The sequence below is a fragment of the Micromonospora salmantinae genome (assembly GCF_022230905.1).
In the GTDB taxonomy this organism is placed as follows: domain Bacteria; phylum Actinomycetota; class Actinomycetes; order Mycobacteriales; family Micromonosporaceae; genus Micromonospora; species Micromonospora salmantinae.
Genome location: NZ_JAKKFG010000001.1, coordinates 1 through 23488, shown reverse-complemented (window position 1 = coordinate 23488; position 23488 = coordinate 1). Strand labels below are relative to the sequence as shown.

Sequence of the window (23488 nt, the reverse complement as noted above, 5' to 3'; positions counted from 1 at the left end):
GGGTGGAACGGTGCCGGGGTGGGCGTACCGATTCTATGGCGGCGGCACGCCCACCGGCGGCGGTTCGGGTCGGTCAGCCCACCCGGAGCGGGGTACGCGCGACCGGGCGGCGGGCCCGCACTGTGTGCGGACGGGGTTCGGGGGCGGCCTGCAGTTGCTGCAGCCCTTCCCGCTGGACGAAGATCGACCGTCGGGTGACCGCGTCGCCCGCGGCGTTCAACTCGTAGCCGTCGAGCCAGAGCCAGCCGTCATAGGTCGGCCAGTCGAGCACCCGGATCACCCGGAACTTGATCGGCCTGAGGAACTGGACACTCGCCGCGCGTGTCACGTGCAGTACGTCACCGGTGCGGGGAAGCACATGGGCTCCTGGGGAGGATCGGCCGGCGGTTGCGCCGGCGGTGCCTGAACGGGGGACGTCTCGGCCGGTGACGGGGTCGTGCCTCGTGAACCGGTGGTGCGGATGGCGGTGGTCGGGCCGTACCCCGCTGGTGACGTGCCGCCACCCGACCACCACCCGGTTGCTTCCGGGAACCGCGCCCGCCGCCGCAGCTTGCCGGCTTGCAGCGGCGGGGTCCTTACCCCGGAGCAGGTCGCGTTGTCGTCGGCCGGGCCCGCGCCGTGCCCGGCTTCCCCGAAGCGGTGGGGTCACCACTCCGAGGGACCGAACGGAGACGCTGAGTGATCCGTGCCATACGGACAGAGTGCATCAGGGACGTGCTTCATGCAAGTTGCACGTCGACTTTTGCCGATACGTGAGCGTGTCGCGCGAAAGGCCTATTGAAGCCATCCGCGTCCGGGCGGCAGACTGGGGGCCGGTTTCGCCCGTCGCGGCCGGCCGAGGACCGGCACCACCCCTTCGTCGCGAACGCTCGCCGGTCGACGGTCGCGCCCCCGGCGGGTGTCACCAGTGGCGCGTTACCGGAGGTAGCCCGAGTGGGGTCGAGCAGCCAGCGGCGGGGACCAGTGACTCACGGTCACGGGTTGCACGATGAGTGAGCGGCGCAGTCCTACCATCAGACGGCGGCGGCTCGGGGCCGAGCTGCGCCGCCAGCGGGAGTCCGCCGGGATCACCATCGAGGTGGTCGCCGAACAGTTGGAGTGCTCGGCGTCGAAGGTCTCCCGGATCGAGACCGGGCACACCACGGCCACCCCACGCGACGTGCGGGACATGCTGCGGATCTACGGCGTCGTCGGCGCCGAGAGCGACGAGCTCGTGCAGATCGCCCGGGAAGCCCGCCAAAAGGGCTGGTGGCACCCTTACAGCACGGTGCTCGTCGGCGCGTACGTCGGGCTGGAGGCGGCGGCGAGTTCGATCCGGGCGTACGAACAGCAGGTCGTTCCGGGTCTTCTGGAGACCGAGGAGTACGCCGGGGCCATGATCCGTGCCGCTCGGCCGGACTTCACCGCCGATCAGGTGCATCAAAGAGTGCGTGTCCGTTTGGGTCGTCAGTCGTTATTGACCCAGGACGATCCGGTCGATCTGTGGGTGGTGCTCGATGAGGCGGTGGTAAGTCGGCCGGTGGGCGGGGACGAGGTGATGCGCGGTCAACTCAAGCGGTTGGTCGAGGTGGCCGAGTTGCCGAACGTGACGCTGCAAATCCTGCCCTTCGAGGTGGGTGCGCATGCCGGCATGGACGGCACGTTCACGATCCTCAGCTTCCCTGAGCCCGGTGATCCGGATGTTGTGTACGCGGAGAACGCCACGGGTGGGCTTTTCCTCGAGAAGAGCGACGAACTACAGAAGTACAGCTTCATCTTCGATCACATCCGCGCTGCGGCCATACGTCCGGAGGAGTCCGTCGCACACATCGCAAAACTGGCAGAGGAGCCGTTGTGGAAATGGCGACCAAAGGGTTCCCCGTGGACCTGACGCAGGCAGCATGGTTCAAGAGCTCGAAGAGCGGGCCGAACTGTGACAACTGCGTGGAGGTGGCGTACGTGACGGGGGCGGTCGGAGTGCGGGACTCGAAGGACAAGGCGGGCCCCGCCCTGGTCTTCGCACCGGGTGACTGGCACTCCTTCGTTGCCGGCACCCGGGGTGGTGTGTTCGGCGCGGTCTGACCGACTGGTCAATGGAGTCCCCGTCCGGTTCGCCGGACGGGGACTCTGCCGTGTCCGCGGTGGGCGCGGCTGACTGTCGCGTCGCGGCGGGGTCGACGAGGTTCCGTCGGGATTCCCGTCGCCAGAGCGTCCCCGTCTCGTTGAACCGGTCGGTACGGCGCTGGTCGACGACCCGCCGCACCGACCCGCAACCGAGCGAGTAGGCGAGACGGATGACGACGATCGGTTCAGAAAACCTCACCACCGGTCCGGCGAAGCCGGAGCGGTTCGGTGGCAAGTACCGCGGCGCCCGTCGGGACACGGTTCTGACCGAGGTGGTCTCGACCGACCAGGAGTTGAGCGGGCGGGAGGGTGCCTCCGAGACGACGGATCCTCCGCTCTCGCTGCCCTCGCTGGACCCGAACCCGCTGATCGAGCCGTCGTTCCCGCCGGCGGGCTGGCCGATGCAGCCGCCCGAGTCCCTGGCGGACCATCCGTTGCTGCGTGGTCTGCTGATGGAGTTGCCGCCGAAGGGCACCGTGCCCTCGCAGGATTGGCTGGACCGCTGGTTCGAGGCCACCAGGTCGATCCTGGAACTGCTATACGTGCAGAGCGCCAGCCGCCCGCGTTGACCCTGCGACGGCGGGCTGGGCCCGCTCCGCGAAGCGGTTGTGGCGTAGCGCGTGCCGGACCCCGATGGCGATCACCGCGAGCGCGCCCACTGTGATCGCAGGCCCGGTGACGCCGGGGTCGGCTCCGAGGTCGGAGCCGGTGGCGGCGATCAACGCCGGCACCGTGGCCAGGGCGGTGACCTGTAGTGGCAGCCCGACGAGCGGGTGGGCTGCGGCGGCGCGCAGCCCGTGCGGCGCGGGGGTGGCGGGGGCGCTGGCGAACGCGCCCGCACCGGCCCACAGCCGGCGGATCCGTCGTACCGAGCAGACCGTCGCCACGAGCGCCGGGCCGGCGGCCAGGGTGAGCCCGGCGGCGGCCCGGTCGACCGGCGAGGTGCCGGCGCTGAGCAGCCCGCCGCCGAGCACGGTCGCGGTGAGCGCCACGCCGGTGAGGGCCAGCACCAGCAACCATCCGGTACGCCGACGCAGCATGCGGGTGTTGCGCAGCCGGGGAAGGCCGTCGGCAACGACGCCGGCGGCCAGCCAGACGGCGGCGACCGGGAGCAGGATGGTGAGCTGACTCTCCATGCTCGAGAGTCTTTCCCGAATCCTGGCGAGGCGAATCCGGGCGCGTCCCCCGTTCGCCCCGGACGCCGGGTCCGTAGGGGGTCATCACTCGAAGGTATGGCCGTTTCGACATGTTCAACTGACCGACGGCTGACTTACCCTCAGCTAGATCGGCGAGTGTCGATTGATGTTGGGACCGGTGGTCACGTTCCACTGCCGGTCAGAGGGAGGTAGGAGATGGGTCTTCCACGAAGGTCCGTACTGATCGGGGTGGCCGCGGCGACCGTGCTGGCCGTCGGCACCCCAGCCCTGGCCGCCGAACCCGTGGGTGTGGTTCGGGCCGCCGGCGGAGCCACCGCCGTGCCGGACAGCTACATCGTCGTACTCAAGGACAGCGCCGTTGCCCGGGACCGGGTCGGCGACACCGCGAAGCGGCTCTCCGGCCGCCACGGCGGCACTGTGGCCCGCACCTACGGCGCGGCGCTGCGCGGCTTCGAGGCCAATGTGAACGCGAGCGCGGCGGCGCGGATCGCCGCCGACCCGGCGGTGGCGTACGTCGAGCAGAACCACACCGTCTCGATCTCCGGCACGCAGGCCAACCCGCCCTCCTGGGGCCTCGACCGGATCGACCAGCGCAACCGGCCGTTGGACAACTCCTACACCTACCCGAACACGGCGAGCAACGTGCACGCCTACATCATCGACACCGGCATCCGGTTCTCCCACAACGACTTCGGCGGCCGGGCCACCTCCGGCTACGACGCGGTGGACGGCGGGTCGGCCGACGACTGCAACGGGCACGGCACGCACGTGGCCGGCACCGTCGGCGGGTCCGCGTACGGGGTGGCCAAGGCCGTCCAGCTCGTCGGCGTACGGGTGCTGAACTGCTCCGGCAGTGGCACCAACGCCGGTGTGATCGGCGGCGTCGACTGGGTCACCGCGAACGCGATCAAGCCGGCGGTGGCGAACATGAGCCTCGGCGGCGGCGCGAACAGCTCACTGGACAACGCCGTCCGCAACTCGATCGCCTCGGGTGTCACGTACGGCCTGGCGGCCGGCAACGACAACGGCGCCAACGCCTGCAACACCTCGCCGGCGCGTACCACGGAGGCCATCACGGTGGGCTCGACGACCAGCTCGGACGCCCGGTCGTCGTTCTCCAACGTCGGCACCTGCCTGGACATCTTCGCGCCCGGCTCGTCGATCACCTCGGCCTGGTACAACAGCAACACCGCCACCAACACGATCAGCGGCACCTCGATGGCCACCCCGCACGTGGTCGGAGCGGCGGCCCTGGTGGCCAGCGCCAACCCGAGCTGGACCCCGGCTCAGGTCCGCAACCAACTGGTGGCCAACGCCACCCCCAACGTGGTGAGCAACCCCGGCTCAGGCTCACCGAACCTGCTGCTCTACGTCGGCACCGGCAGCACCCCGCCGCCGCCCACCGGCTGCACCGGCACCAACGGCACCGACGTGTCGATCCCGGACGCCGGCTCGGCGGTGACCAGCTCGATCACCATCTCCGGCTGCGGTCGCAACGCCTCCTCGACCTCCACCGTCGCGGTGAACATCGTGCACACCTACCGCGGTGACCTGGTCATCGACCTGCTCGCCCCGGACGGCAGCTCGTACCGGCTGAAGAACAGCAGCACCTCGGACAGCGCCGACAACGTGAACGCCACGTACTCGGTCAACGTGTCCGGTGAGGCCGCCGACGGCATCTGGCGACTCCAGGTGCGGGACACCTACTCGGTCGACACCGGCTACATCAACACCTGGACCCTGACCGTCTGACCGGTCTGTGACGACCGAGGCCCCACCCGGCACGCCGGGTGGGGCCTCGCGTCGTACGGATCGGGCTCAGACCGAGAAGGTGGCCGGCCGCTCGGTGGCCGGGGCCGGCGGGCGGGCCTTCCACAGGCCGATCTTCTGCGCGGCGAGCCGGCTCAGGTAGACCGGGTTGAGGATGACGTAGCGGCGCCAGAGCCGCTTCGGCTCCAGACCGAGGCGCCAGAACCACTCAAGACCGACGCGCTGCATCCACGGCGGGGGCTGGCGCAGCAGCCCGGCGTGGTAGTCGAAGGCCGCGCCGACCGCCATCAGCGGCATGTCGAGCAGCGGCCGCATGGCGTACGCGAAGACCTCCTGGCGCGGGCAGCCGAGCCCGACCAGCACCAACCGGGCGCCACTGGACCGGATCCGGTCGGCGATCTCGGCGTCCTCACCGGGCTGGACGGCACGGAACTTGGACGGCTCCACCCCGGCGATCTTCAGAGCTGGGAACATCCGCTCCAGAGCCGGGATCAACCGGGCGAGAGTCTCCTCGGTCGAGCCGTACAGGTAGACCGGTAGCCCCTCGTCAGCGAAGCGCGACAGCACGTGCAGGGTCAGGGTCGGCCCGTACACCCGGTCGCTGAGCCCGGCGTGGTGCAGCAGGTTGAGTGCCCACCGCACCGGCTGCCCGTCCGGCGTGACCACGTCGAAGGAGTTGAGCCGCGCGTTGTGCGCCGGGTCGAGCACCCCGGTCATCACACCGTGCACGGCCAACGCGGTCAGCGCGAGGGAACGCCGCTCGTGTGCCGCGGTCACCACCGCGTCGGTCGCCGTGGCGTAGTCGGTGGCGTCGACCAGGACGCCGAGCACGTTGCGCTTCGTCCGGGCGGTCATGGCTGGGCCACCCACTTGTCCACGTTGGCCTCGTAGATTTCCCGCAGGATCATCGGCACGTCGTAAGTGATCTTCCAGTCCGGATACTGCGCCTCGAACCGGGCCATGCTGCTGACGTACCACTGGTGGTCGCCGGTGCGGTTCTGCTCGACGTAGTTGATCCGCGCCTCGCGGCCGGTGATCTCCTCCGCGATCCGGAACGCCTCGATGTGCGAGGTGTTGGAGTGCCGGCCGCCACCGAGGTTGTAGACCTCCGCGGATCGCGGGGCCCGGAAGAACGCCTCGAACGCGGTCAGCACGTCGTGCGAGTGGATCGCGTCCCGCACCATCTTGCCCTTGTAGCCGAAGAGGTTGTACGTCCGGCCCTCCATGACGCAGCGCATCAGATAGGCCAGGAACCCGTGCAGCTCGGCCGCTGAGTGCGCCGGGCCGGTCAGCGTGCCGCCCCGGAAGCAGGCGGTCTTCATGTCGAAGTAGCGCCCGTACTCCTGGACCATCACGTCCGCGGCGACCTTGGAGGCGCCGAAGACCGAGTGCAGCGAGTGGTCGATCGACATCTCTTCGGTGATGCCCTGGTACCAGCGGTGGTCCTCGGGCAGCTCGTACCGGGTCTCCAGCTCGATGAGCGGCAGGCTGTTGGGCCGGTCGCCGTACACCTTGTTCGTCGAGCAGTGGATGAACGGCGCGTCGATCGCGTGCCGGCGGGTGTTCTCCAGGATGTTGAGCGTGCCGCCGGCGTTCACGTCGAAGTCCGTGTACGGCTCCTTGGCTGCCCAGTCATGGCTCGGCTGGGCGGCGCTGTGGATCACCACGGCGATGTCCGAGCCGTACTTCTTGAACACCTGCTCCAGGCCGTCCCGGTCCCGGATGTCCACCGCGAAGTGGGTGTACGCGCTACCCAGGTCACGGCCGAGCCGTTCCAGGCTCCACGAGGTGGAGCCGTCCTCGCCGAAGAAGTACCGGCGCATGTCGTTGTCGATGCCGACGACATCCAGACCGAGGCCGGCGAAATGCCGGACCGCCTCGGAGCCGATCAGACCACCCGACCCTGTCACCAACGCGACACTCACACGCCACTCCTGGTCCATCGGAGGCAGAATCCATCGGAGCATAGCGTGACGTCCAGCACGCCCCGATATGACGGAAGGGCCCCGCATGAAGCGGAGCCCTCGTCGGTGGTGGGGATGGGGGGAGTTGAACCCCCACGCCCTTTCGGGCACACGGACCTGAACCGTGCGCGTCTGCCATTCCGCCACATCCCCGTGGCACAACCCGGAACACTCTAGCCGCCCGGCCCCGCTGTCTCCAACGGGCCTCGGGAATACTACGCTGTCCCTGACGCTCGCCACGAGCGATTACCGTTCGTGGCGGACGAAAGATTAGCACGACAGTCGCGGCCCTTCCGAACGGGTCGAGAGCAGCCGGCCGAGCGGCGTGTGAGCTGCGCGCGCGCCGGCCGGATACCATCATGTCCTCGGGACCCGAGGAGGAGCCGGTGAGCGTGCTGCAACGCTTCGAGAAGCGTCTGGAAGGCCTGGTCGAAGGGGCCTTCGCCAAGGTCTTCAAAGGGGTGGTCCACCCCGTGGAGATCCTCAACGCCATGCAGCGGGAGGCCGAGGCGCACAAGGCGATCCTGGCCGGTGGGCGCACGTTGGTGCCCAACCGCTACGTGATCGATCTCTCGCCGTTCGACCACAGTCGGCTGGCGCCGTACGCCGCCGCGCTGGCCCAGGAGTTGGCCCAGTCGCAGGCGGAATTCATCGGCGAGCAGGCGTGGACGGTCTACGGCGACGTGATCGTCGAGATCGAGCGAGGCGAGGGTCTGGACACGGGCATGTTCCGTGTCACGGCCGAGGTCTACACCGGCGGCGAGGTCGCCCCGGTGTCGGCGCCCGGCTACGACGCCGGCCCGCCCGCCTACCCCGCGTACGACCAGGGCGGTGGCTACGGCCCGCCGCCCGGGCACGGTGGCGGTCGCAACGTGCGGCTGGTCTCCGGCGACGGTCGCACCTATCCCCTCCAGATGGGGTCGACGGTGATCGGTCGCGGCGACCAGGCCAACCTGCGTCTGCCCGACGTCGGCATCTCCCGGCGACACGCCCGGCTGGATTTCGACGGCGGCCAGGTCGTGTTGACCGACCTGGGTTCGACCAACGGCACCATGGTGAACGGGCAGCGGGTCTCCGCCGTCGCGCTCAACCCCGGTGACATGGTCCAGCTCGGGACGACGACGCTGACCTTCCGCGTGGACGGCTGACCCGCCTTGCCGGAACTGGTCATCACCGTTGCCCGGTTCGGGTTCCTGATCCTGCTGTGGATCTTCGTGTTCACTGTGGTCGGCGTGATCCGCCGGGACCTCTTCGCGGGCGCCCGGTCCGGTCGTCTGGTGGCCGCACCACGCGCGGTGGGCGCCTCGACGGGGCAGGCGGCCAAGCCGGCGAAGGTGAAACGGGGCAGAGCGGCGCACCAACTGGTGGTGACGGCCGGTCAGCTGGCCGGCACCAAAATCACTCTCGGTGAAGCGCAGATCACCATTGGTCGAGCTGAGGACTCCACCCTGGTCATCACCGACGACTACGCCTCCGCGCGACACGCCCGGCTCGTGCCGCGTGAGGGGCAGTGGTACGTCGAGGACCTCGGCTCGACTAACGGCACGTACCTCGATCGCGCTAAGGTCTCCGGACCAACCCCCGTCCCCCTCGGCGTGCCGATCCGGATCGGCCGCACTTCCCTCGAATTACGGCCATGACTCTGACCCTGCGCTATGCGGCCCACAGCGACCGCGGTCTGATCCGAGACGGCAATCAAGACTCCGTCTACGCCGGGCCGCGGTTACTCGCCGTTGCCGACGGCATGGGCGGTATGGCCGCCGGTGACGTCGCCAGCAACATCGTCATCGGTGCCATGGCGCCGCTCGACGAGGACGTCCCGGGGGACGCTCTCGTCGATGCGTTGCGTTCGGCCGTGGGCACCGCCAACCAACAACTCCGCGACACGGTGGACGCCAACCCGCAACTGGAGGGGATGGGTACCACGCTGACGGCGACCCTCTTCACCGGCAGCAAGCTGGGGATGGTCCACATTGGCGACTCGCGGGCCTACCTGCTGCGCAAGGGCGAGTTCGCGCAGATCACCAAGGACGACACCTACGTTCAGATGCTGGTCGACGAAGGCCGCATCAGCGCCGAGGAGGCGAGCAGTCACCCGCAGCGGTCGCTGCTCACCCGCGCCCTCGACGGTCGGGACATCGACCCGGAATACTCGGTCCGCCAGGTCATGCCCGGCGACCGGTACCTGATCTGCAGCGACGGCCTCTCGGGTGTGGTCAGCGCCGAAACCATCGGCGAGACCCTGCGGGAGTACACCGACCCGCAGCAGTGCGTCGAGCGGCTGGTGCAGCTCGCGCTGCGTGGCGGTGGGCCGGACAACATCACGGTGATCATCGCCGACGCCACGGACCAGGACATCGTCGAGGCAACCCCGATCGTGGGCGGCGCCGCCGCCCGGGACCGCGGCATGGCGACCTCCGCCGACGACTCGACTCCGGCCGCCCGAGCCTCGGCGCTCTCCGCGCCGCGTCCGGCCGCGCCCGAGGAACCGGCGGCCTCCGACGATGACGCCGACCGGCCGAAGCGACGCCCGGTCCGGACCGCCGCCATGGCGCTGGCCCTGCTGGTGATCGTCGGCGGTGCGGCGTTCGGTGGTTGGACGTACACCCAACGGCAGTACTACGTGGGAGCCACCGAAGAGGGCCAGGTTGCCGTCTTCCGCGGTGTCCAGGGTCAGATCGCCGGGATGGACCTGTCCAGCGTGCACCGCCGCAGCGGCACCCGCCTGGACGACCTCACTGTCGCCGCACAGGACACCGTCAAGGTCGGCATCCGGGCCAAGAGTGAGCCGGACGCCGAGCGTCAGCTCGCCGAGCTGACCAGCGACACGCCGAGCAACCCCAACCTGAAGCCGCTCTGCCCGCTCGACCCGACCGCCGCCGGGGTCACCACGCCGACGCCGACGCCCACCCCGATCGGTTCGACGCCGACCCCGAACGGCAGCCCGAGCGCCAACGCGTCGCCGACCCCCAACGGGGTTGTCAGCGCAAGCCCGACCGTCGGTGCCACCACCGCTCTCGGTGGGGCCGGCGCGACCACCACACCCGACGTCACGCCCTCCGACTCGGCCACGCCGGCGCTCGACACGGCCGGCTGCCGGTCTCCTGAGTGAGCGTCGGCTGAGATCCTGAGGACTCCACCCGTGACCGTAGCGGCCACACCGGCACCCTCGCCCGCCACCGCGGGCGAGCAATCCGGCGTACGCCTGGCGCGGTCGCGCCGCAACGCCGAGCTGTACCTGCTGTTGCTCGCGATGGTGCTGGTGGCCGCGTACGGGGCGACCGTCGAGGCGAACCTGCTGGACACGGTCACCCCGGACTTCTGGATGCCGGCCGCCGCGCTCGGCGCGGTCTTCCTCGGCCTGCACCTGGTCATCCGGTTCCTGGCCCCGTTCGCCGATCCGGCGCTGCTGCCGGCGGTGGCCCTGCTCAACGGGCTCGGGGTGGGCTTCCTGCGCCGGATCGACCTGGGCGATGCCCCGGTGACCGAGCGGGAGAGCCTGGCCGTCTTCGCGGGGCAGGGCGGGCGTCAGCTGGCCTGGACGCTCGGTGCGGTGATCCTCGCCGCCGGCCTGCTCGTGATCATGCGAGACCACCGGTCGATCTCGCGGTACGCGTACACCCTGGGGTTGGCCGGCATCGTGCTGGTGATGATCCCGGCGGTGCTGCCGTCGAGCATCTCCGAGATCAACGGCGCGAAGCTCTGGGTCCGGGTCGGCAGCTTCTCCATCCAGCCGGGTGAGTTCGCCAAGCTGGCGCTGCTGGTCTTCTTTGCCTACTACCTGGTACGCAAGCGTGAGGTGCTGTCGCTGGCCAGCCGGCGCTTCCTCGGCATCGACTTCCCGCGTGGCCGCGACCTCGGGCCGGTGGTCGGCGTCTGGCTGATCAGCGTCCTGGTGCTGGTCTTCGAGAAGGACCTGGGCACCTCGCTGCTCTACTTCGGCATGTTCGTGGTGACGCTCTACATCGCCACCGAACGGGTCAGCTGGCTGCTGATCGGCCTGGTCCTGTTCTTCGGCGGCGCGTACCTCGCCTATGTCCTCGGCTCGACTGTCGGCGGGCCGTTCGCCAACTTCTACGTGCGGGCGGAGATCTGGCTCGACCCGTTCGCCGACCCGACCGACAAGGGCTACCAACTCGTGCAGGGCCTGCTCGCCCTGGGCACGGGCGGGCTCTTCGGCGCGGGGCCGGGCGGCGGTCAGCCGGACATCCTGCCCGAGGTGCAGAACGACTTCATCTTCGCCGGCATCGGTGAGGAGATCGGCCTCTTCGGCCTCTCCGCGCTGCTTGTCGTCTACCTGCTGATCGTGGAGCGCGGGTTGCGCGCCGCGCTCGCGGTACGGGACTCGTTCGGCAAGCTGCTCGCCGGCGGTCTGGCGTTCACCCTCGGCCTCCAGGTCTTCGTGATCGTCGGTGGGATCAGCAAGCTCATCCCGCTGACCGGTCAGACCACCCCGTTCCTGTCCGCCGGCGGGTCGTCGCTGATGGCCAACTGGCTGCTCATCGCGGTGCTGCTGCGAGTCTCCGACGGCGCCCGCCGACCGGTGACCGGGGGCAGCGGGGGCAAGGCGGTCCGACCCAGCGGTGGCCCACCCGAGCAGCTGCACGGTGCTCCCACGGAGGTGATCAAGCCGTGAACGCACCGCTGCGCCGTGTCGGCGTCGTCGTCATGGTCCTGTTCGGCCTGCTCTTCGCGAACCTCAACTGGATTCAGTTCCAGAAGGCCGACGAATACCGCACCAGCGACTACAACGGTCGGGTCCAGGTCGCCGACTACAAGCGCAAGCGCGGCAACATCGAGGCCGGCGGCACCGCCCTGGCCACCAGCAAGGAGACCACCGGCAAGCTGAAGTTCCAGCGCTCCTACCCGGGTGGCCCCAAGTACGCCCACGTGCTCGGCTACAAGCCGGTCAACCTGGCCGACCAGGGCATCGAGCAGGTGGAGAACGACTTCCTGGCCGGCACCAGCGACCAGCTGATCGGCGACCGGTTGAAGGACATGTTCACCGGCGACGACACCGGCGGCGGCAACGTGCTGCTCACGCTCTCCAAGCGGGCCCAGGACGTGGCGTACGACCAGCTGGGCAACAACGAGGTGGGCGCGAAGCGGGGCGCGGCGATCGCCGTCGACCCGCGTACCGGCGCCATCCAGGCGCTGGTCTCCATGCCGAGCTTCGACCCGAACCCGCTGGCCAGCCACGACACCAACCAGGCAACCGCGGCGTACAACAAGCTGGAGAAGGACCCGGCCGAACCGCTGAAGAACCGCGCGCTGGCCGAGACGCTGCCGCCGGGCTCCACCTTCAAGATCGTGGTGGCCGCGGCGGCGCTGGAGAACGGCGTCACCAAGACCACCCAGATCCCGGCCGGTCCCAGCTGGACCCCGCCGACCTCCGGCGAGCCAATCCGTAACGCCGCCGCCTCGATCTGCCCCGAGCGACAGGTCACCCTGCTGAAGGCGGTAACCGAGTCGTGCAACACCGGCTTCGCGCAGCTCGGCGTGCGACTCGGCGCCGACATCGTCAAGGAGAAGGCCCGGCAGTTCGGCTTCGAGCAGGAGGACCTGACCGTCGGCCAGCTCGGCGAGGGCGGCCTGCCTACGGCGGCAAGCCGGACCGGGGACATCCAGAACCCGGACGGCAGCACGGACCCGGCCGCGCTGGCCCAGTCCTCGATCGGTCAGAACAACGTCCGGATGACCCCGCTGGAAGGCGCGATGATCGCCAGCGCGGTCGCCAACAACGGCAGTCAGATGCGGCCGTACCTGGTGCGGCAGCTGCTCGCTCCGGACCGGACCACCAGCTACTACACAGCGAAGGCGCGGGAGCTGCGTCAGCCCGTCGAGCCGCAGGTCGCCACCGACCTGCGCGAGATGATGGTCAGCGTGGTCCGGAACGGCACCGGCAAGAGTGCCGCGATCAGCGGCTACACGGTCGGCGGCAAGACCGGCACCGCCCAGTCCGCCCCGGATCGGCCCGACCACGGCTGGTTCATCGGCTTCGCCCTCGACAAGAACGGCAACCCGGTCTCCGCGGTCTGCGTGATGCTGGAGCAGGCCGGCCCCGGTGGTAGCGCCGAGGCGGCTCGGATCGCCGGTCAGATCATGAAGGCCGCCATCGCCGACCCAGGGGGTCGCTGACATGCTCAGCCCCGGCGTGCAGCTCGGCAACCGCTACCGTCTCGACGAGCGGATCGCCAGCGGCGGCATGGGCGACGTCTGGCGCGGCACCGATCAGGTGCTCGGCCGGACAGTCGCGGTGAAGAGCCTGCTCCCCGCCCTGCTCGACGACCCGGACTTCGGTGAGCGGTTCCGCGGCGAGGCCCGCACCATGGCCACCATCAACCATCCCGGCGTGGTGGACGTCTACGACTTCGGCAACGACCAGCAGATCGCCTTCCTGGTCATGGAGTACGTCGAGGGTGACGCCCTGTCGTCCACGTTGAGCCGGGTCGGCCGGCTCACCCCGGCCCGGACGATGGCCCTCGTCGCGCAGGCCGCCGACGCACTGCACGCCGCGCACGAGAAGGGCATCGTGCACCGCGACGTGAAGCCGGGCAACCTGCTGGTCCGGCCGAACGGCACGCTGGTGCTCACCGACTTCGGCATCGCCCGCTCCGACATGGTCGGCCAGCTCACCGCCGCCGGCTCGGTGCTCGGCACCGCCTCGTACATCTCGCCGGAGCAGGCCACCGGCGGCGTGGCCACCCCGGCGTCCGACGTGTACGCCCTCGGCGTGGTCGCCTACCAGTGCCTGGCCGGTCGGCGGCCGTTCGAGGGCGACAACCCCCTCGACATCGCGATGCGGCACGTCCGGGAGACGCCCCGGCCACTGCCGGCCGACATCCCTCCGCAGGTGCGCGCCCTCGTCGAACGGGCGTTGGCCAAGGACCCGGCCGCCCGCTGGCCCAGCGCCGCCGCACTCGCCGGGGTCGCCCGTCAGCTCAAGGCAGCGCTCTCCCAGCAGGCCCGGGCCGGCGCCAACTCCGGGCCGGTCTCCGCAGCGCCCGCCTCACCCGCCGCGCCCGGTCGGGCCCAGGTGCCGCAGGCGCACCAGATGCGTCCGCCGACTGCCCGCCCGCAGGTGGCCGGAGCGAGGCCGACAGCTATCGCACCCGCCCAACAGCCACGCCCCACCGCCGTCGCGCCGGCCGTCCAGCCCGTCCGGCCGCAGGGCGCACCCAACGGCTACCCGCGCGGTGCGGCAGCAGTGCCGTCCGGGCCGCCCCGGCAGGAACACCAGCCGGCGTACGTCCGGCAGGCCGGCCCGGCGACGCCGGCACCCCAGCCCCAGCGGTCCCGGCCGGGAATGGTGCTTCTCGCCATCCTGCTGGCCGTGCTGGTCCTGCTCTGCTCTGGCGTGATTTCCTACAACCTACGGAAGCAGTCGCAGGCCGGTGCATCGGCCGGGCTGGCGCCGCGCACCGTGGCGTCCGGCGCGCTACGACTCGACGGGCGCGACGATCCGACCCGGACGTCGTACCGTCGAGAGGTACGACTCCAGCCGGGCAACGGCGGGACGACGACGAGCGAAGGACGACAGACGCGATGACAGCGCAGGCCCGCCTGCTCGGTGGCAGGTACCAGGTCGGCGAGCTGCTCGGCTATGGCGGCATGGCCGAGGTGCACCGTGGTCGCGATCTCCGGCTCGGTCGGGACGTCGCGATCAAGATGCTCCGCACCGACCTCGCCCGGGACGCGACGTTCCAGATGCGGTTCCGCCGGGAGGCGCAGAACGCCGCCTCGCTCAACCACCCGGCCATCGTGGCGGTCTACGACACCGGCGAGGAGACCGCGCCGACCGGTGAGACGCTGCCGTTCATCGTCATGGAGTTCGTCAACGGGCGGACCTTGAAGGAGGTCCTCGGCGCCGAGGGCCGACTGCAACCGCGCCGTGCGCTGGAGATCTGCGCCGACATGTGCGCGGCACTGGAGTTCAGCCACCGGCACGGGATCATCCACCGGGACATCAAGCCCGGCAACGTGATGCTCACCCAGACCGGCCAGGTCAAGGTGATGGACTTCGGCATCGCCCGGGCGCTGGCCAGCGGTGCGACCACCATGACCCAGACCAGCGCGGTCATCGGCACTGCCCAGTATCTTTCCCCGGAGCAGGCGCGCGGCGAGGCCGTCGACGCCCGCTCCGACGTGTACGCGGGCGGCTGCGTGCTCTTCGAGCTGGTCTGCGGGCACCCGCCGTTCGTCGGGGACAGCCCGGTCAGCGTCGCGTACCAGCACGTACGGGAGACGCCGCCGACGCCGAGCGACATCAACCCGGACGTCACCCCGGCCGTCGACGCGATCGTGCTCAAGGCGCTGTCGAAGAACCCGCTGAACCGCTACCAGAGCGCTGGCGAGATGCGGGCCGACCTGCTCCGCGCCGCCGCCGGCCGGCCCGTGCTGGCCACCCCGGTGCTGCGCGAGGCGGAGACGGTGGCGATGGCCCCGGCCGGCGGTGGGGGCGGCTATCCGCCTTCCGGCCGTGGGCCGCAGACCGGGCAGATCCCGGCCCGGGTGGGCGACCCGCGTCAGCGCAAGGCGTCCTCCTGGCTGATCGCTACGTTCAGCGCGGTCGGCGTGCTGGCAGTGATCGCCCTGGTCGCCGCCCTGCTCTGGAACATGCAGCAGGACGAGGACCTGAAGTCGGTGCCCACCCTCACCGGTAAGACCCGGGAGGCGGCGATCACCGAGATCAACAATCTCGGTTTCAAGCCGCAGGTAGGCGACCCCGTCCTGGCAAATGACTGCACCAAAAACACCATCGCGAAGCAGAGTCCTGCGCCGGGCACCCGGCTGAAGCAGGCGGACACGGTGACCATCCAGATTTGCGACGGCAAGCCGGATGTGAAGATCCCCCCTGGCCTGGTCAACTCCCAGATCGAGAACGTGAAGACCCAACTTGAGGGTCTGGGGTTGACGGTCGAGGAGAAGAAGGTCGACAACCCCGCTCAGGAGGGGATTGTCACCAAGGTGACTCCGCCGTCGGGGACGACCGTGGCGCAGGACAGCAAGGTCGTCGTCGAGATCTCCCGGGGCAACGTCAACAAGGTGCCCAACGTGATCAACTCCACCCGGGACGAGGCCGCCGAGGAACTCCGCGAGGCGGGTTACAAGGTCCAGTTCCGCGATGGTGAAGAGGTGCCGGCCGATCAGGCCGGTCGGGTCCAGAAGCAGAACCCGGTGGGGGGCACCGAACTGGCCAGGAACAAGACGGTCACCATCGAGATTGGTATTCCCGAGCCGGAGACCGACCCGACGCCGACGGTCACGCCGACGACCACGCCGACGGGCACGCCGACCCCTCCCGGCAGCGGGGGCGGCATCGGTCTGCCGTTCCCACCCGCGCCGGGCCGGCCCCAGGACTAGGCCACCCGCGGGCATCGGCATGACGGAGACGGAAGCGTCCCGGGCCGGGCCGATACGGCGGTGGCCTCGCCGCCTTCGCCGCGTGGCCGTCTCGGGCCTCGTCGTGCTGGTGCTCGCCAGTTCCCCGTGGCTGTGGACGACGCTCGCCGCACACGGCCACCTGTACACCGCTGCCGACGCGCCGGCCGCCGACGTGGTGATCGTGCTCGGCACCGAGGTGGCGGCCGATCGGCAGCGGCCGGGTGACCGTCTCGCCGGCCGCCTGGACACCGCCGCCGAGCTGGTGAACAGCGGGCGGGCCAAGGTAGTCCTGGTGTCGGGCGACGGCGGTGGCGCGTCCGGCGACGAGCCGGCGGTGATGACGACGTACCTCGCCGAGCGCGGCGTCGAGAGGCGTCGGGTGGTGGCCGACCCGTTCGGCCTGGACACCTACGACAGTTGCGCGAGAGCGCGCGAGGTGTACGGCGTCGAGCGGGCCCTGATCGTCACCCAGTCGTACCACCTGTCCCGGGCGGTGACGCTGTGCCGGCAGCTCGGCGTCGATGTCGACGGGGTGACCGCCCGCTGCGACGGCTGCGGCGCCGCCCTGCTCGCCGAGAAGTCGGTTCGGGACTACTTCGCCAGTGGCAAGGCGGCCTGGGACGCGGTACGCGACCGACCGCCTGCGGTGCGTTCGCCCGTGAGTTCCGCGGTCGAGGACGCGCTGCGGGGCTGACCCGGCCGGTGCGGGGTCCCGATGATCCGGTGACCGTGCTCTGACGTCCGGCCTCAGGCGGTGGCGAAGGCCGCCCGACGGCGGGCGTCCACCTCGGCGGCCAGCGCGGGCGCGCGCTCCAGCGCCTCGCGGTGACCGCAACTGGCCAGCCAGTTGGCCAGCATCAGGTGACCGCCCTCGGTGAGCACCGACTCCGGGTGGAACTGGACACCCTCGATGGGCAGCGTCCGGTGCCGCATCGCCATCACCACGCCGGATCCGGTCCAGCCGGTGACCTCCAGCTCGTCCGGGAGTGTCTCGGGCAGCACGGCGAGCGAGTGGTACCGGGTGGCGGTGAACGGGTCGGGCAGACCGGCGAGTACGCCGACCGAGTGGTGTCGTACCTCGGAGGTCTTGCCGTGCAGCAGCTCGGGGGCGCGTGTCACTGTCGCCCCGAAGGCTTCGCCGATCGCCTGATGGCCGAGGCAGACACCGAAGATCGGTAGTTGGCCCGCGTACTCCCGGATGACGTCGAGGCAGATGCCGGCCCGGTCCGGGCTGCCCGGCCCTGGTGACAGCAGGATGCCGTCGGCGCCAACAGTGCCCACCTCGGCGACGTCGATCTCGTCGTTGCGGCGGACCTCGCAGTCCACGCCGAGCTGGCCCAGGTACTGCACCAGGTTGAAGACGAACGAGTCGTAGTTGTCGATCACCAGGACGCGCATGGTCACCTGCTCGGGGAGGGGGGCGCGGGGTTGTTCTGATCGGTGTCGTACGGCAGCTCGTGCTCGTCGCCGGCCGGCGTCTCCCCCGTCACCGGGTCGCCGCCGCCACCCGTCTCGGCGGGTACGCCGGACTCGACCTGCACGTCGTCGAAGGGCAGCAGGGGTTCGGCCCACGGGAAGGCGACGTACCACAGCAGGGCCACAGTGGCAGCCACCAGGAGCACCGAGCCGGTCAACTTTCCGACCACGCCGAACGGCAGCTTGCGCCAGATGAACGCGTACATCGGGTCAGCCTCCCAGCTCCGCCGGGCGGCCCGCTGACTTGGGTTGGGTGCGGTCCAGCTCGGCGTGGATGATCAGGCGCTGGTAGTTGTCGAACTTCGGGTTGCAGGTGGTGAGGGTGAGCATCCGCTTGGTCGCCTTCTTGTCCGGTTCACCGGGCACCGGCGCCACCACCTCGACCTGGGTCGGCCGGACGATCCGGGACTGCGACACCCGGTAGACGTACCAGTCGGTCTTGCTCTCGACCACTATCGGGTCGCCCTCATTCAGCTCGTCCAACCGCCAGAAGGTGGCCCGGTTGCGGTGGCCGGCGACGGAGAAGTTGCCCACCTGGCCGGGGAGCGCACTGGTCGGGTAGTGGCCGGGGGCGAAGCGGATGTCCTGCTGAGTGACGCCCTCGACGACGACCCAGTTCTTGTCGAGCTTGGGGATGTAGAGGCCCGCGAGCGGCTTTCCGCGTACCGGCGGGGACGGCTTGACGCTCGGGCCGACCGACGGGGCCACCGTCGGGTCGTCGGTCGGGCCCCACTCCTGGGCCAACTGGTTGTTGAGGTCGTTCTGGTGGGCGTCGACGATGGCCGACTTGCCCCAGACCTCGTAGCCGGCGAATAGCAGGACCACCAGACCGAAGGTGATCAGGATTTCGCCGGAGACGCGGACGCCGGTGCGCAGTCGCGAGCCGAACGACGGGCGGGTCAGCTCGGAGTAGACGCTCTTGTAGCCGTCGCCGGTCTGGTGCGGCCGGAGTTGCACCACCCGCTCGCCGCGTCGGGGTTGGGGAGGGTCGGCGGGGTTGGCGCCGGTCGGCTCGTCCGGGACGGCGGTGCGAGGGACGGCACCCATCAACGCGGTCGAGTCCATTGTCGGCGGCCTGGTGGCAGGAGTGGTGGGCACTGCCGGAATCAACGCGGTGGCGGCCGGGTCGGCGCCGCGATCCCCGCCAGCGCTCGGCGGGACCCGGCCCGGCCCGGTCGGCGGGAAGCCTTCCGGCCCGGCCGCTGCGACGCGCTCGGGGGCGGCCGGGGAGACCGGGGTGGCCGGAGAGCCGGTGGGTCGGCCGGGACGGGCGGTGACCTGCGGAATGTACGCGGTCGGCGAGTCGGCCAGCGGCGGCGTCGAGGGCCCGGAGGAGACAGGCCGGCTCGGCGTGCCGGAGGCCGCCGGTCGGGTCGGCATCGGCATCCCGCCGGGCGTGGCCGGGCGCGTCGGTGCGACACCTGGTGGGTTGCCGGTGGACGGCGGGCGGGTCGGTCCGGCGCCGGGCGCTGTCGGTCGGGTGGACGCGGCGCTGGGGGCGGGGGGCCGGGTCGGGGCGTTGCCGGGGGCAGCGGGCCGAACCGGGCCCTGGTTGCTGGCGGTCGGTCGGCCGGCGGTGCTCGCGGGGGGAACTCCGGCGCCGCCGTGCGAGCTCGGCCCGGCAGCCGCGCTGCCCGGCCAGGGCGGCGGCGCTTCGGCACCCGGGCGGCCCGGGGTCCCGGTCGGCTCGGGTCGAATGGCGCTCGGCGGCGGCTGCTCGGCGCTCGGCGGCTGCTGGGTTCGTGGCGGCTGCCCGGCTCGTGGCGGCTGCAGCACCGGCTCGGGCCAGTTGATGGCCGGGGTCGGTCGGTCCGGTGCCGACTCGGGCCGGTCGAACTTGGGCAGGAAGGCGGTCGGCTCGTCGGTCTGGTCCCGGTGTCGCCCGTCGCGTCGCTCGTCCGGCCCGCTCACTTGGGCACCGTAGCCGAGCGTAGGGCGGTGGAATCCTCGAATGCGGGAACTCGCACCGTGGAGACCGTCTCGTTGTAGCCAAGCTGGTAGTCGTCGACCGCGTCCTTGAACAACCGGACTCCCTGAGAGCTGGCGAGGGCCTGCTGGAGGGCAGCGGGATCGCCGATCGCTACGATCTTGAACGGTGGGGAGTACACCCGGCCGTGCAGTAGCAGGGTGTTACCGACGCAGCGTACCGCGCTGGTGGTGAGCACGCGGACATTCATGATTGACATGGCCTCGGCTCCGCCGGCCCAGAGCGCGTTGACCACCGCCTGTACGTCTCCCTGATGCACCACCAGGTCGTCGTTGCTGGCGTCCGACTGCGTCTGGTCGAGCTGGGGCGCATCGTTCAGCTCGACTGTGACCCCGGGCCCGCTGAGGGCGGTGAACCCGGCGTCCTGGACGCTGCCCTGGGCGCGATTCTGCTGAGCCTTGATCGGGGCGTCCGACCCGGCGAGTGTGTTGGTCCGTTGCTCGACCTCGCCGCGCAGCGTGGCGGCGCGGCGCTCGCTGGCGGCGACCTGTTCGCGGCGGTCCTCGATGAGCTGGTTGAGCTGGGGGCGCCGGTCCTCCCGGAGAGCGGTGCCGCCCGCGGTGGTCGCGGTGGTGGTGAAGAGCAACCCGGCCGCCGCGGCGATCAGGGGCACCCCGATCGACCAGCCCGGACGGCGTTGGCGCGGTCGCCGGGGCAGCAGCCCGGCGGCAGCCCGTCGGAGGACCTTCTGCCAGGAGGTTGCGCCGGATGTGTACTCCACCGAGCGTTCCTTCCGCGTGTCGGGGATCGGTCCGTGCCGGCTGGGCCGGTGATGCGAACAGTCCCGCCTCTTTCGGTCACTCCGTGCACCGGCCTGACCCCATTCGTGGTCCAGGCGGCCAATCGGGACTACGCTAGCTCTCGAACATTATTGGCCATGGACCGTCGCCCCCGCGCCCGGTTGTCAGGCCGGACGAGGTCGTCACCCCTCTGGAGAGCGCCGTGCCCAAGTCTCAGGTCCGTAAGAAGAAGGTGTACACCCCGCCGACGGACGTCCGTCCGACGACGGCGTCGTCGTCGTCGCGCAAGCCTAGCCCGGTGTGGTTGCCGATCACCGCGGTCGCCTTGATCGTCGTCGGGATCGGCTGGCTGGTGCTCTACTACCTGTCCGAGCAGGAGTACCCGGTCATGGCGTGGGGTTACTGGAACCTCGCCGTCGGCTTCGGTGCGATGGTCGCCTCGCTGGCGTTGCTCTCTCGCTGGCGCTGATCCGAGCAGACCGTCGCGTCGGCGGTCCCACGTCACCCCGTCGAGCCCCTGCCCAGCAGGATCGGGTGGGGCCCCCTATGGTGTGCGCAGGCAGCGCGGCCTACTGCGAGATGACTCACGTTACCGCTGGGTAACCTTCGCGTAGGCTGCACTGCATGACCGAGCAGAGCGAGGTCATCAGGCAGCAGACCGGGGAGGCCAACTCGATGGGCAGCGTCCAGATCGTCACCACGATCCTCGCGGTCGCCATCACCGCCGTGGCGGTGTGGCTTGCGGTGCGTGCGGTCCTGAAGATGGTGGCAGTCATCCGGCTCGGGCAACCCGCGCCGGAGCGGTTCTCCGACAAGGTCGCCCGCGCCAGGACGATGCTGGTGGAGACGGCCGGCCACACCCGAATGCTCAAGTGGGGCGTGGTGGGCGCCGCGCACTGGTTCGTGATGGTCGGCTTCGTCGTGCTGTCGCTGCTGGTGCTCGAGGCGTACTTCGAGGTGGGCACCACCGACGGCGGTCTGCCGATCATCGGGCACTGGACGATCTTCGGTCTGGTCACCGAGATCATCGGGGTGCTGAGTCTGGTCGGCATCCTGGTGCTGATGGCGATCCGGCTGCGCAACCGGCCGACCCGCCCGGGCGGGCGGTCCCGGTTCACCGGCTCGACCATGTGGCAGGGCTACTTTGTCGAGTGGATCGTGCTGCTGGTCCTGATCTTCGGCTTCGTGATCCGGGGCTTCAAGGTCGCCACCGACCACTTCGAGTTCCCGTTCTGGGCCACCCCGGTCAGCCACGCGGTCGGTGCGGTGCTGCCCGACTGGGCGGACGGCGTCAGCGTCGCCGCGGCCACCAAGATCATTATTTCGATGACGTGGCTGATCGTCATCTCCCTGAACGTCACGATGGGCGTCGCCTGGCACCGTTTCCTGGCGTTCCCCAACATCTTCTTCAAGCGGGAGCCGGCCAAGCCGGCCGGCTCCGGTCTCGGCGCGCTGCGCCCGATGACGAGCCAGGGCAAGCCGCTCGACTTCGAGGAGGCGGACCCGGAGAAGGACCAGTTCGGCGTCGCCCACGTCGAGCAGTTCAGCTGGAAGGGCCTCCTCGACTTCAGCACCTGCACCGAGTGCGGTCGCTGCCAGTCGCAGTGCCCTGCCTGGAACACCGGCAAGCCCCTGTCGCCCAAGCTGCTCATCCTGAGCCTGCGCGACCACGCGTACGCGAAGGCGCCCTACCTGCTGGCCGGCGGCGGCAAGGACCTGACCGGCGAGGAGAAGGCCACCCAGGCGCAGCTGGCCCACCTGGACGTGCTGGCCCTCGCAGAGGCCGACAAGCCGTTGATCGGCACCGCCGAGGAGGGCGGTGTCATCGACCCGGACGTGCTCTGGTCCTGCACCACCTGCGGCGCCTGCGTCGAGCAGTGCCCGGTGGACATCGAACACGTCGACCACATCGTCGACATGCGCCGCTACCAGGTGCTGATCGAGTCGAGCTTCCCCTCCGAGGCCGGCGTGATGCTGCGCAACCTGGAGAACAAGGGCAACCCGTGGGGCGCCCCGCAGAACACCCGCGAGGACTGGACCAAGGGCCTGGACTTCGAGGTGCCCCGGGTCGGCGAGGTGGACGACTTCGAGTACCTGTTCTGGGTCGGCTGCGCCGGCGCGTTCGAGGACCGGGCCAAGAAGACCACCCGCGCGGTGGCCACGCTGCTCAACGAGGCGGGCGTGAAGTTCGCGATCCTGGGCGAGGGCGAAACGTGCTCCGGCGACCCGGCACGACGGATCGGCAACGAGTTCGTCTTCCAGATGCTCGCCCAGCAGAACGTGGAGACGCTGAACGAGGCGTTCGAGGGCCGGGACAAGGCCAAGCGCAAGATCGTCGCGACCTGCCCGCACTGCTTCAACACGCTGGGCAACGAGTACGGGCAGCTCGGCGGCGAGTTCGAGGTGGTCCACCACACCCAACTGCTCGCGCACCTGGTCGCCACCGGCAAGCTCACGCCGGTGCAGCCGGTCGACGGCGGCGTCACCTACCACGACCCCTGCTACCTGGGTCGGCACAACCGCGTCTTCGCGGCCCCCCGGGAGGTCCTCGGCGACGCCATCGCGGGCGACCTGACCGAGATGCCGCGGAACAGCGAACGCTCCTTCTGCTGCGGTGCTGGCGGCGCCCGGATGTGGATGGAGGAGAAGATCGGCAAGCGGATCAACGTGGACCGCGTCGAGGAGGCCATGGCCACCGGGGCGAAGACGGTAGCGGTCGGCTGCCCGTTCTGCTCGACCATGCTCAGCGACGGGGTCAACGGCAAGGGCGCCGGCGAACAGGTCGAGGTGATCGACGTGGCCAGCGTGCTGCTCCGCTCGGTCAAGCCCGAGCAGCCGCAGGGCGGCAAGGAGACCGCGCCGATCGGCGGCTGAGACGCGTACCCCTGGGATTTGTTCATCGACGGC

The 23488-nt window shown here is 70.3% G+C and carries 22 protein-coding genes and 1 tRNA gene; 14 read left to right on the top strand and 9 right to left on the bottom strand.

Features of this window, described 5'->3' with window-relative positions; genetic code table 11:
* Positions 1-73: 73 nt before the first annotated feature.
* Entirely contained in the window at positions 74-358 is a 285-nt protein-coding gene (locus PSH03_RS00115; protein ID WP_091396374.1) for a hypothetical protein, read from the bottom strand.
* 630 nt (positions 359-988) lie between these two features.
* On the opposite strand from PSH03_RS00115, the gene PSH03_RS00110 reads away from it, so the two are divergent.
* The 3 genes from PSH03_RS00110 (at position 989) to PSH03_RS00100 (ending at position 2672) form a co-directional block, all read left to right on the top strand.
* Positions 989-1870, top strand: a complete 882-nt coding sequence (locus PSH03_RS00110) for a helix-turn-helix domain-containing protein (RefSeq protein WP_091396372.1) — start codon at positions 989-991, stop codon at positions 1868-1870.
* Complete coding sequence (locus PSH03_RS00105; protein WP_091396369.1) at positions 1840-2061, top strand: DUF397 domain-containing protein; 222 nt, start codon at positions 1840-1842, stop codon at positions 2059-2061. The genes PSH03_RS00110 and PSH03_RS00105 overlap by 31 nt, the downstream gene beginning before the upstream one ends.
* Positions 2062-2273: 212 nt before the next feature.
* Positions 2274-2672, top strand: a complete 399-nt coding sequence (locus PSH03_RS00100) for a hypothetical protein (protein ID WP_238687893.1) — start codon at positions 2274-2276, stop codon at positions 2670-2672.
* Here the strand turns inward: PSH03_RS00100 and PSH03_RS00095 are convergent.
* The gene (locus PSH03_RS00095; protein WP_238687892.1) at positions 2640-3239 is read right to left on the bottom strand and encodes a hypothetical protein; all 600 of its coding nucleotides are present in this window, start codon (positions 3237-3239) and stop codon (positions 2640-2642) included. The genes PSH03_RS00100 and PSH03_RS00095 overlap by 33 nt on opposite strands.
* Positions 3240-3455: 216 nt before the next feature.
* Between PSH03_RS00095 and PSH03_RS00090 the strand changes: the two genes are divergently transcribed.
* A complete protein-coding gene (locus PSH03_RS00090) occupies positions 3456-5012 on the top strand; it encodes a S8 family peptidase (RefSeq protein WP_210783093.1) in 1557 nt (518 codons plus the stop codon).
* A gap of 66 nt (positions 5013-5078) precedes the next feature.
* On the opposite strand, the gene PSH03_RS00085 is transcribed toward PSH03_RS00090, so the two are convergent.
* The 3 genes from PSH03_RS00085 to PSH03_RS00075 form a co-directional block, all read right to left on the bottom strand.
* Positions 5079-5885: a WecB/TagA/CpsF family glycosyltransferase gene (locus PSH03_RS00085; RefSeq protein WP_210783091.1), complete on the bottom strand. Its 807-nt coding sequence runs from the start codon at positions 5883-5885 to the stop codon at positions 5079-5081.
* Positions 5882-6997, bottom strand: a complete 1116-nt coding sequence (locus tag PSH03_RS00080) for an NAD-dependent epimerase/dehydratase family protein (protein WP_238687891.1) — start codon at positions 6995-6997, stop codon at positions 5882-5884. The genes PSH03_RS00085 and PSH03_RS00080 overlap by 4 nt, the downstream gene beginning before the upstream one ends.
* Before the next feature lie 64 nt (positions 6998-7061).
* A tRNA-Leu gene (locus PSH03_RS00075) sits at positions 7062-7147 on the bottom strand.
* A 206-nt stretch (positions 7148-7353) separates the two neighbouring features.
* Here PSH03_RS00075 and PSH03_RS00070 point away from each other — a divergent pair.
* The 8 genes from PSH03_RS00070 to PSH03_RS00035 all read left to right on the top strand — a co-directional run bounded on the left by PSH03_RS00070 (position 7354) and on the right by PSH03_RS00035 (position 17072).
* The gene (locus PSH03_RS00070) at positions 7354-8142 is read left to right on the top strand and encodes an FHA domain-containing protein (RefSeq protein ID WP_007454122.1); all 789 of its coding nucleotides are present in this window, start codon (positions 7354-7356) and stop codon (positions 8140-8142) included.
* A 6-nt stretch (positions 8143-8148) separates the two neighbouring features.
* Positions 8149-8634, top strand: coding sequence for an FHA domain-containing protein FhaB/FipA (locus PSH03_RS00065; protein ID WP_030487599.1), 486 nt, complete (start codon positions 8149-8151; stop codon positions 8632-8634).
* Positions 8631-10106 (top strand): PP2C family protein-serine/threonine phosphatase, encoded by a 1476-nt coding sequence (locus tag PSH03_RS00060; protein WP_210783087.1) that lies wholly within the window; start codon positions 8631-8633, stop codon positions 10104-10106. The genes PSH03_RS00065 and PSH03_RS00060 overlap by 4 nt, the downstream gene beginning before the upstream one ends.
* 30 nt (positions 10107-10136) lie before the next feature.
* Positions 10137-11630 (top strand): FtsW/RodA/SpoVE family cell cycle protein, encoded by a 1494-nt coding sequence (locus PSH03_RS00055; protein WP_210783085.1) that lies wholly within the window; start codon positions 10137-10139, stop codon positions 11628-11630.
* Entirely contained in the window at positions 11627-13132 is a 1506-nt protein-coding gene (locus PSH03_RS00050) for a peptidoglycan D,D-transpeptidase FtsI family protein (RefSeq protein ID WP_238687890.1), read from the top strand. Before PSH03_RS00055 ends, PSH03_RS00050 begins: the two co-directional genes overlap by 4 nt.
* A 1-nt stretch (position 13133) precedes the next feature.
* Positions 13134-14543 carry a serine/threonine-protein kinase gene (locus tag PSH03_RS00045; protein ID WP_238687889.1) on the top strand — a complete coding sequence of 470 codons (1410 nt, stop codon included), beginning with the start codon at positions 13134-13136 and terminating at the stop codon, positions 14541-14543.
* On the top strand, positions 14540-16357 hold the full coding sequence (gene pknB, locus PSH03_RS00040; RefSeq protein ID WP_210783079.1) for a Stk1 family PASTA domain-containing Ser/Thr kinase: 1818 nt from the start codon (positions 14540-14542) through the stop codon (positions 16355-16357). Before PSH03_RS00045 ends, pknB begins: the two co-directional genes overlap by 4 nt.
* 82 nt (positions 16358-16439) lie before the next feature.
* Entirely contained in the window at positions 16440-17072 is a 633-nt protein-coding gene (locus PSH03_RS00035; RefSeq protein WP_238687888.1) for a SanA/YdcF family protein, read from the top strand.
* Between the two features lie 53 nt (positions 17073-17125).
* Here the strand turns inward: PSH03_RS00035 and PSH03_RS00030 are convergent, their stop codons facing one another.
* The 4 genes from PSH03_RS00030 to PSH03_RS00015 are packed head-to-tail and all read right to left on the bottom strand — an operon-like array spanning position 17126 to position 20562.
* Positions 17126-17776 (bottom strand): aminodeoxychorismate/anthranilate synthase component II, encoded by a 651-nt coding sequence (locus PSH03_RS00030; protein ID WP_238687887.1) that lies wholly within the window; start codon positions 17774-17776, stop codon positions 17126-17128.
* Between the two features lie 2 nt (positions 17777-17778).
* Positions 17779-18060, bottom strand: a complete 282-nt coding sequence (locus tag PSH03_RS00025) for a hypothetical protein (RefSeq protein WP_238687886.1) — start codon at positions 18058-18060, stop codon at positions 17779-17781.
* A 4-nt stretch (positions 18061-18064) separates the two neighbouring features.
* Complete coding sequence (locus PSH03_RS00020; protein WP_238687885.1) at positions 18065-19765, bottom strand: class E sortase; 1701 nt, start codon at positions 19763-19765, stop codon at positions 18065-18067.
* Positions 19762-20562, bottom strand: coding sequence for a DUF881 domain-containing protein (locus tag PSH03_RS00015; protein WP_210783069.1), 801 nt, complete (start codon positions 20560-20562; stop codon positions 19762-19764). Before PSH03_RS00015 ends, PSH03_RS00020 begins: the two co-directional genes overlap by 4 nt.
* Positions 20563-20783: 221 nt before the next feature.
* Between PSH03_RS00015 and PSH03_RS00010 the strand changes: the two genes are divergently transcribed.
* A complete protein-coding gene (locus PSH03_RS00010) occupies positions 20784-21050 on the top strand; it encodes a cell division protein CrgA (RefSeq protein ID WP_238687884.1) in 267 nt (88 codons plus the stop codon).
* A 206-nt stretch (positions 21051-21256) separates the two neighbouring features.
* Complete coding sequence (locus PSH03_RS00005) at positions 21257-23455, top strand: (Fe-S)-binding protein (RefSeq protein ID WP_238687999.1); 2199 nt, start codon at positions 21257-21259, stop codon at positions 23453-23455.
* The last annotated feature ends 33 nt before the right edge of the window (positions 23456-23488 follow it).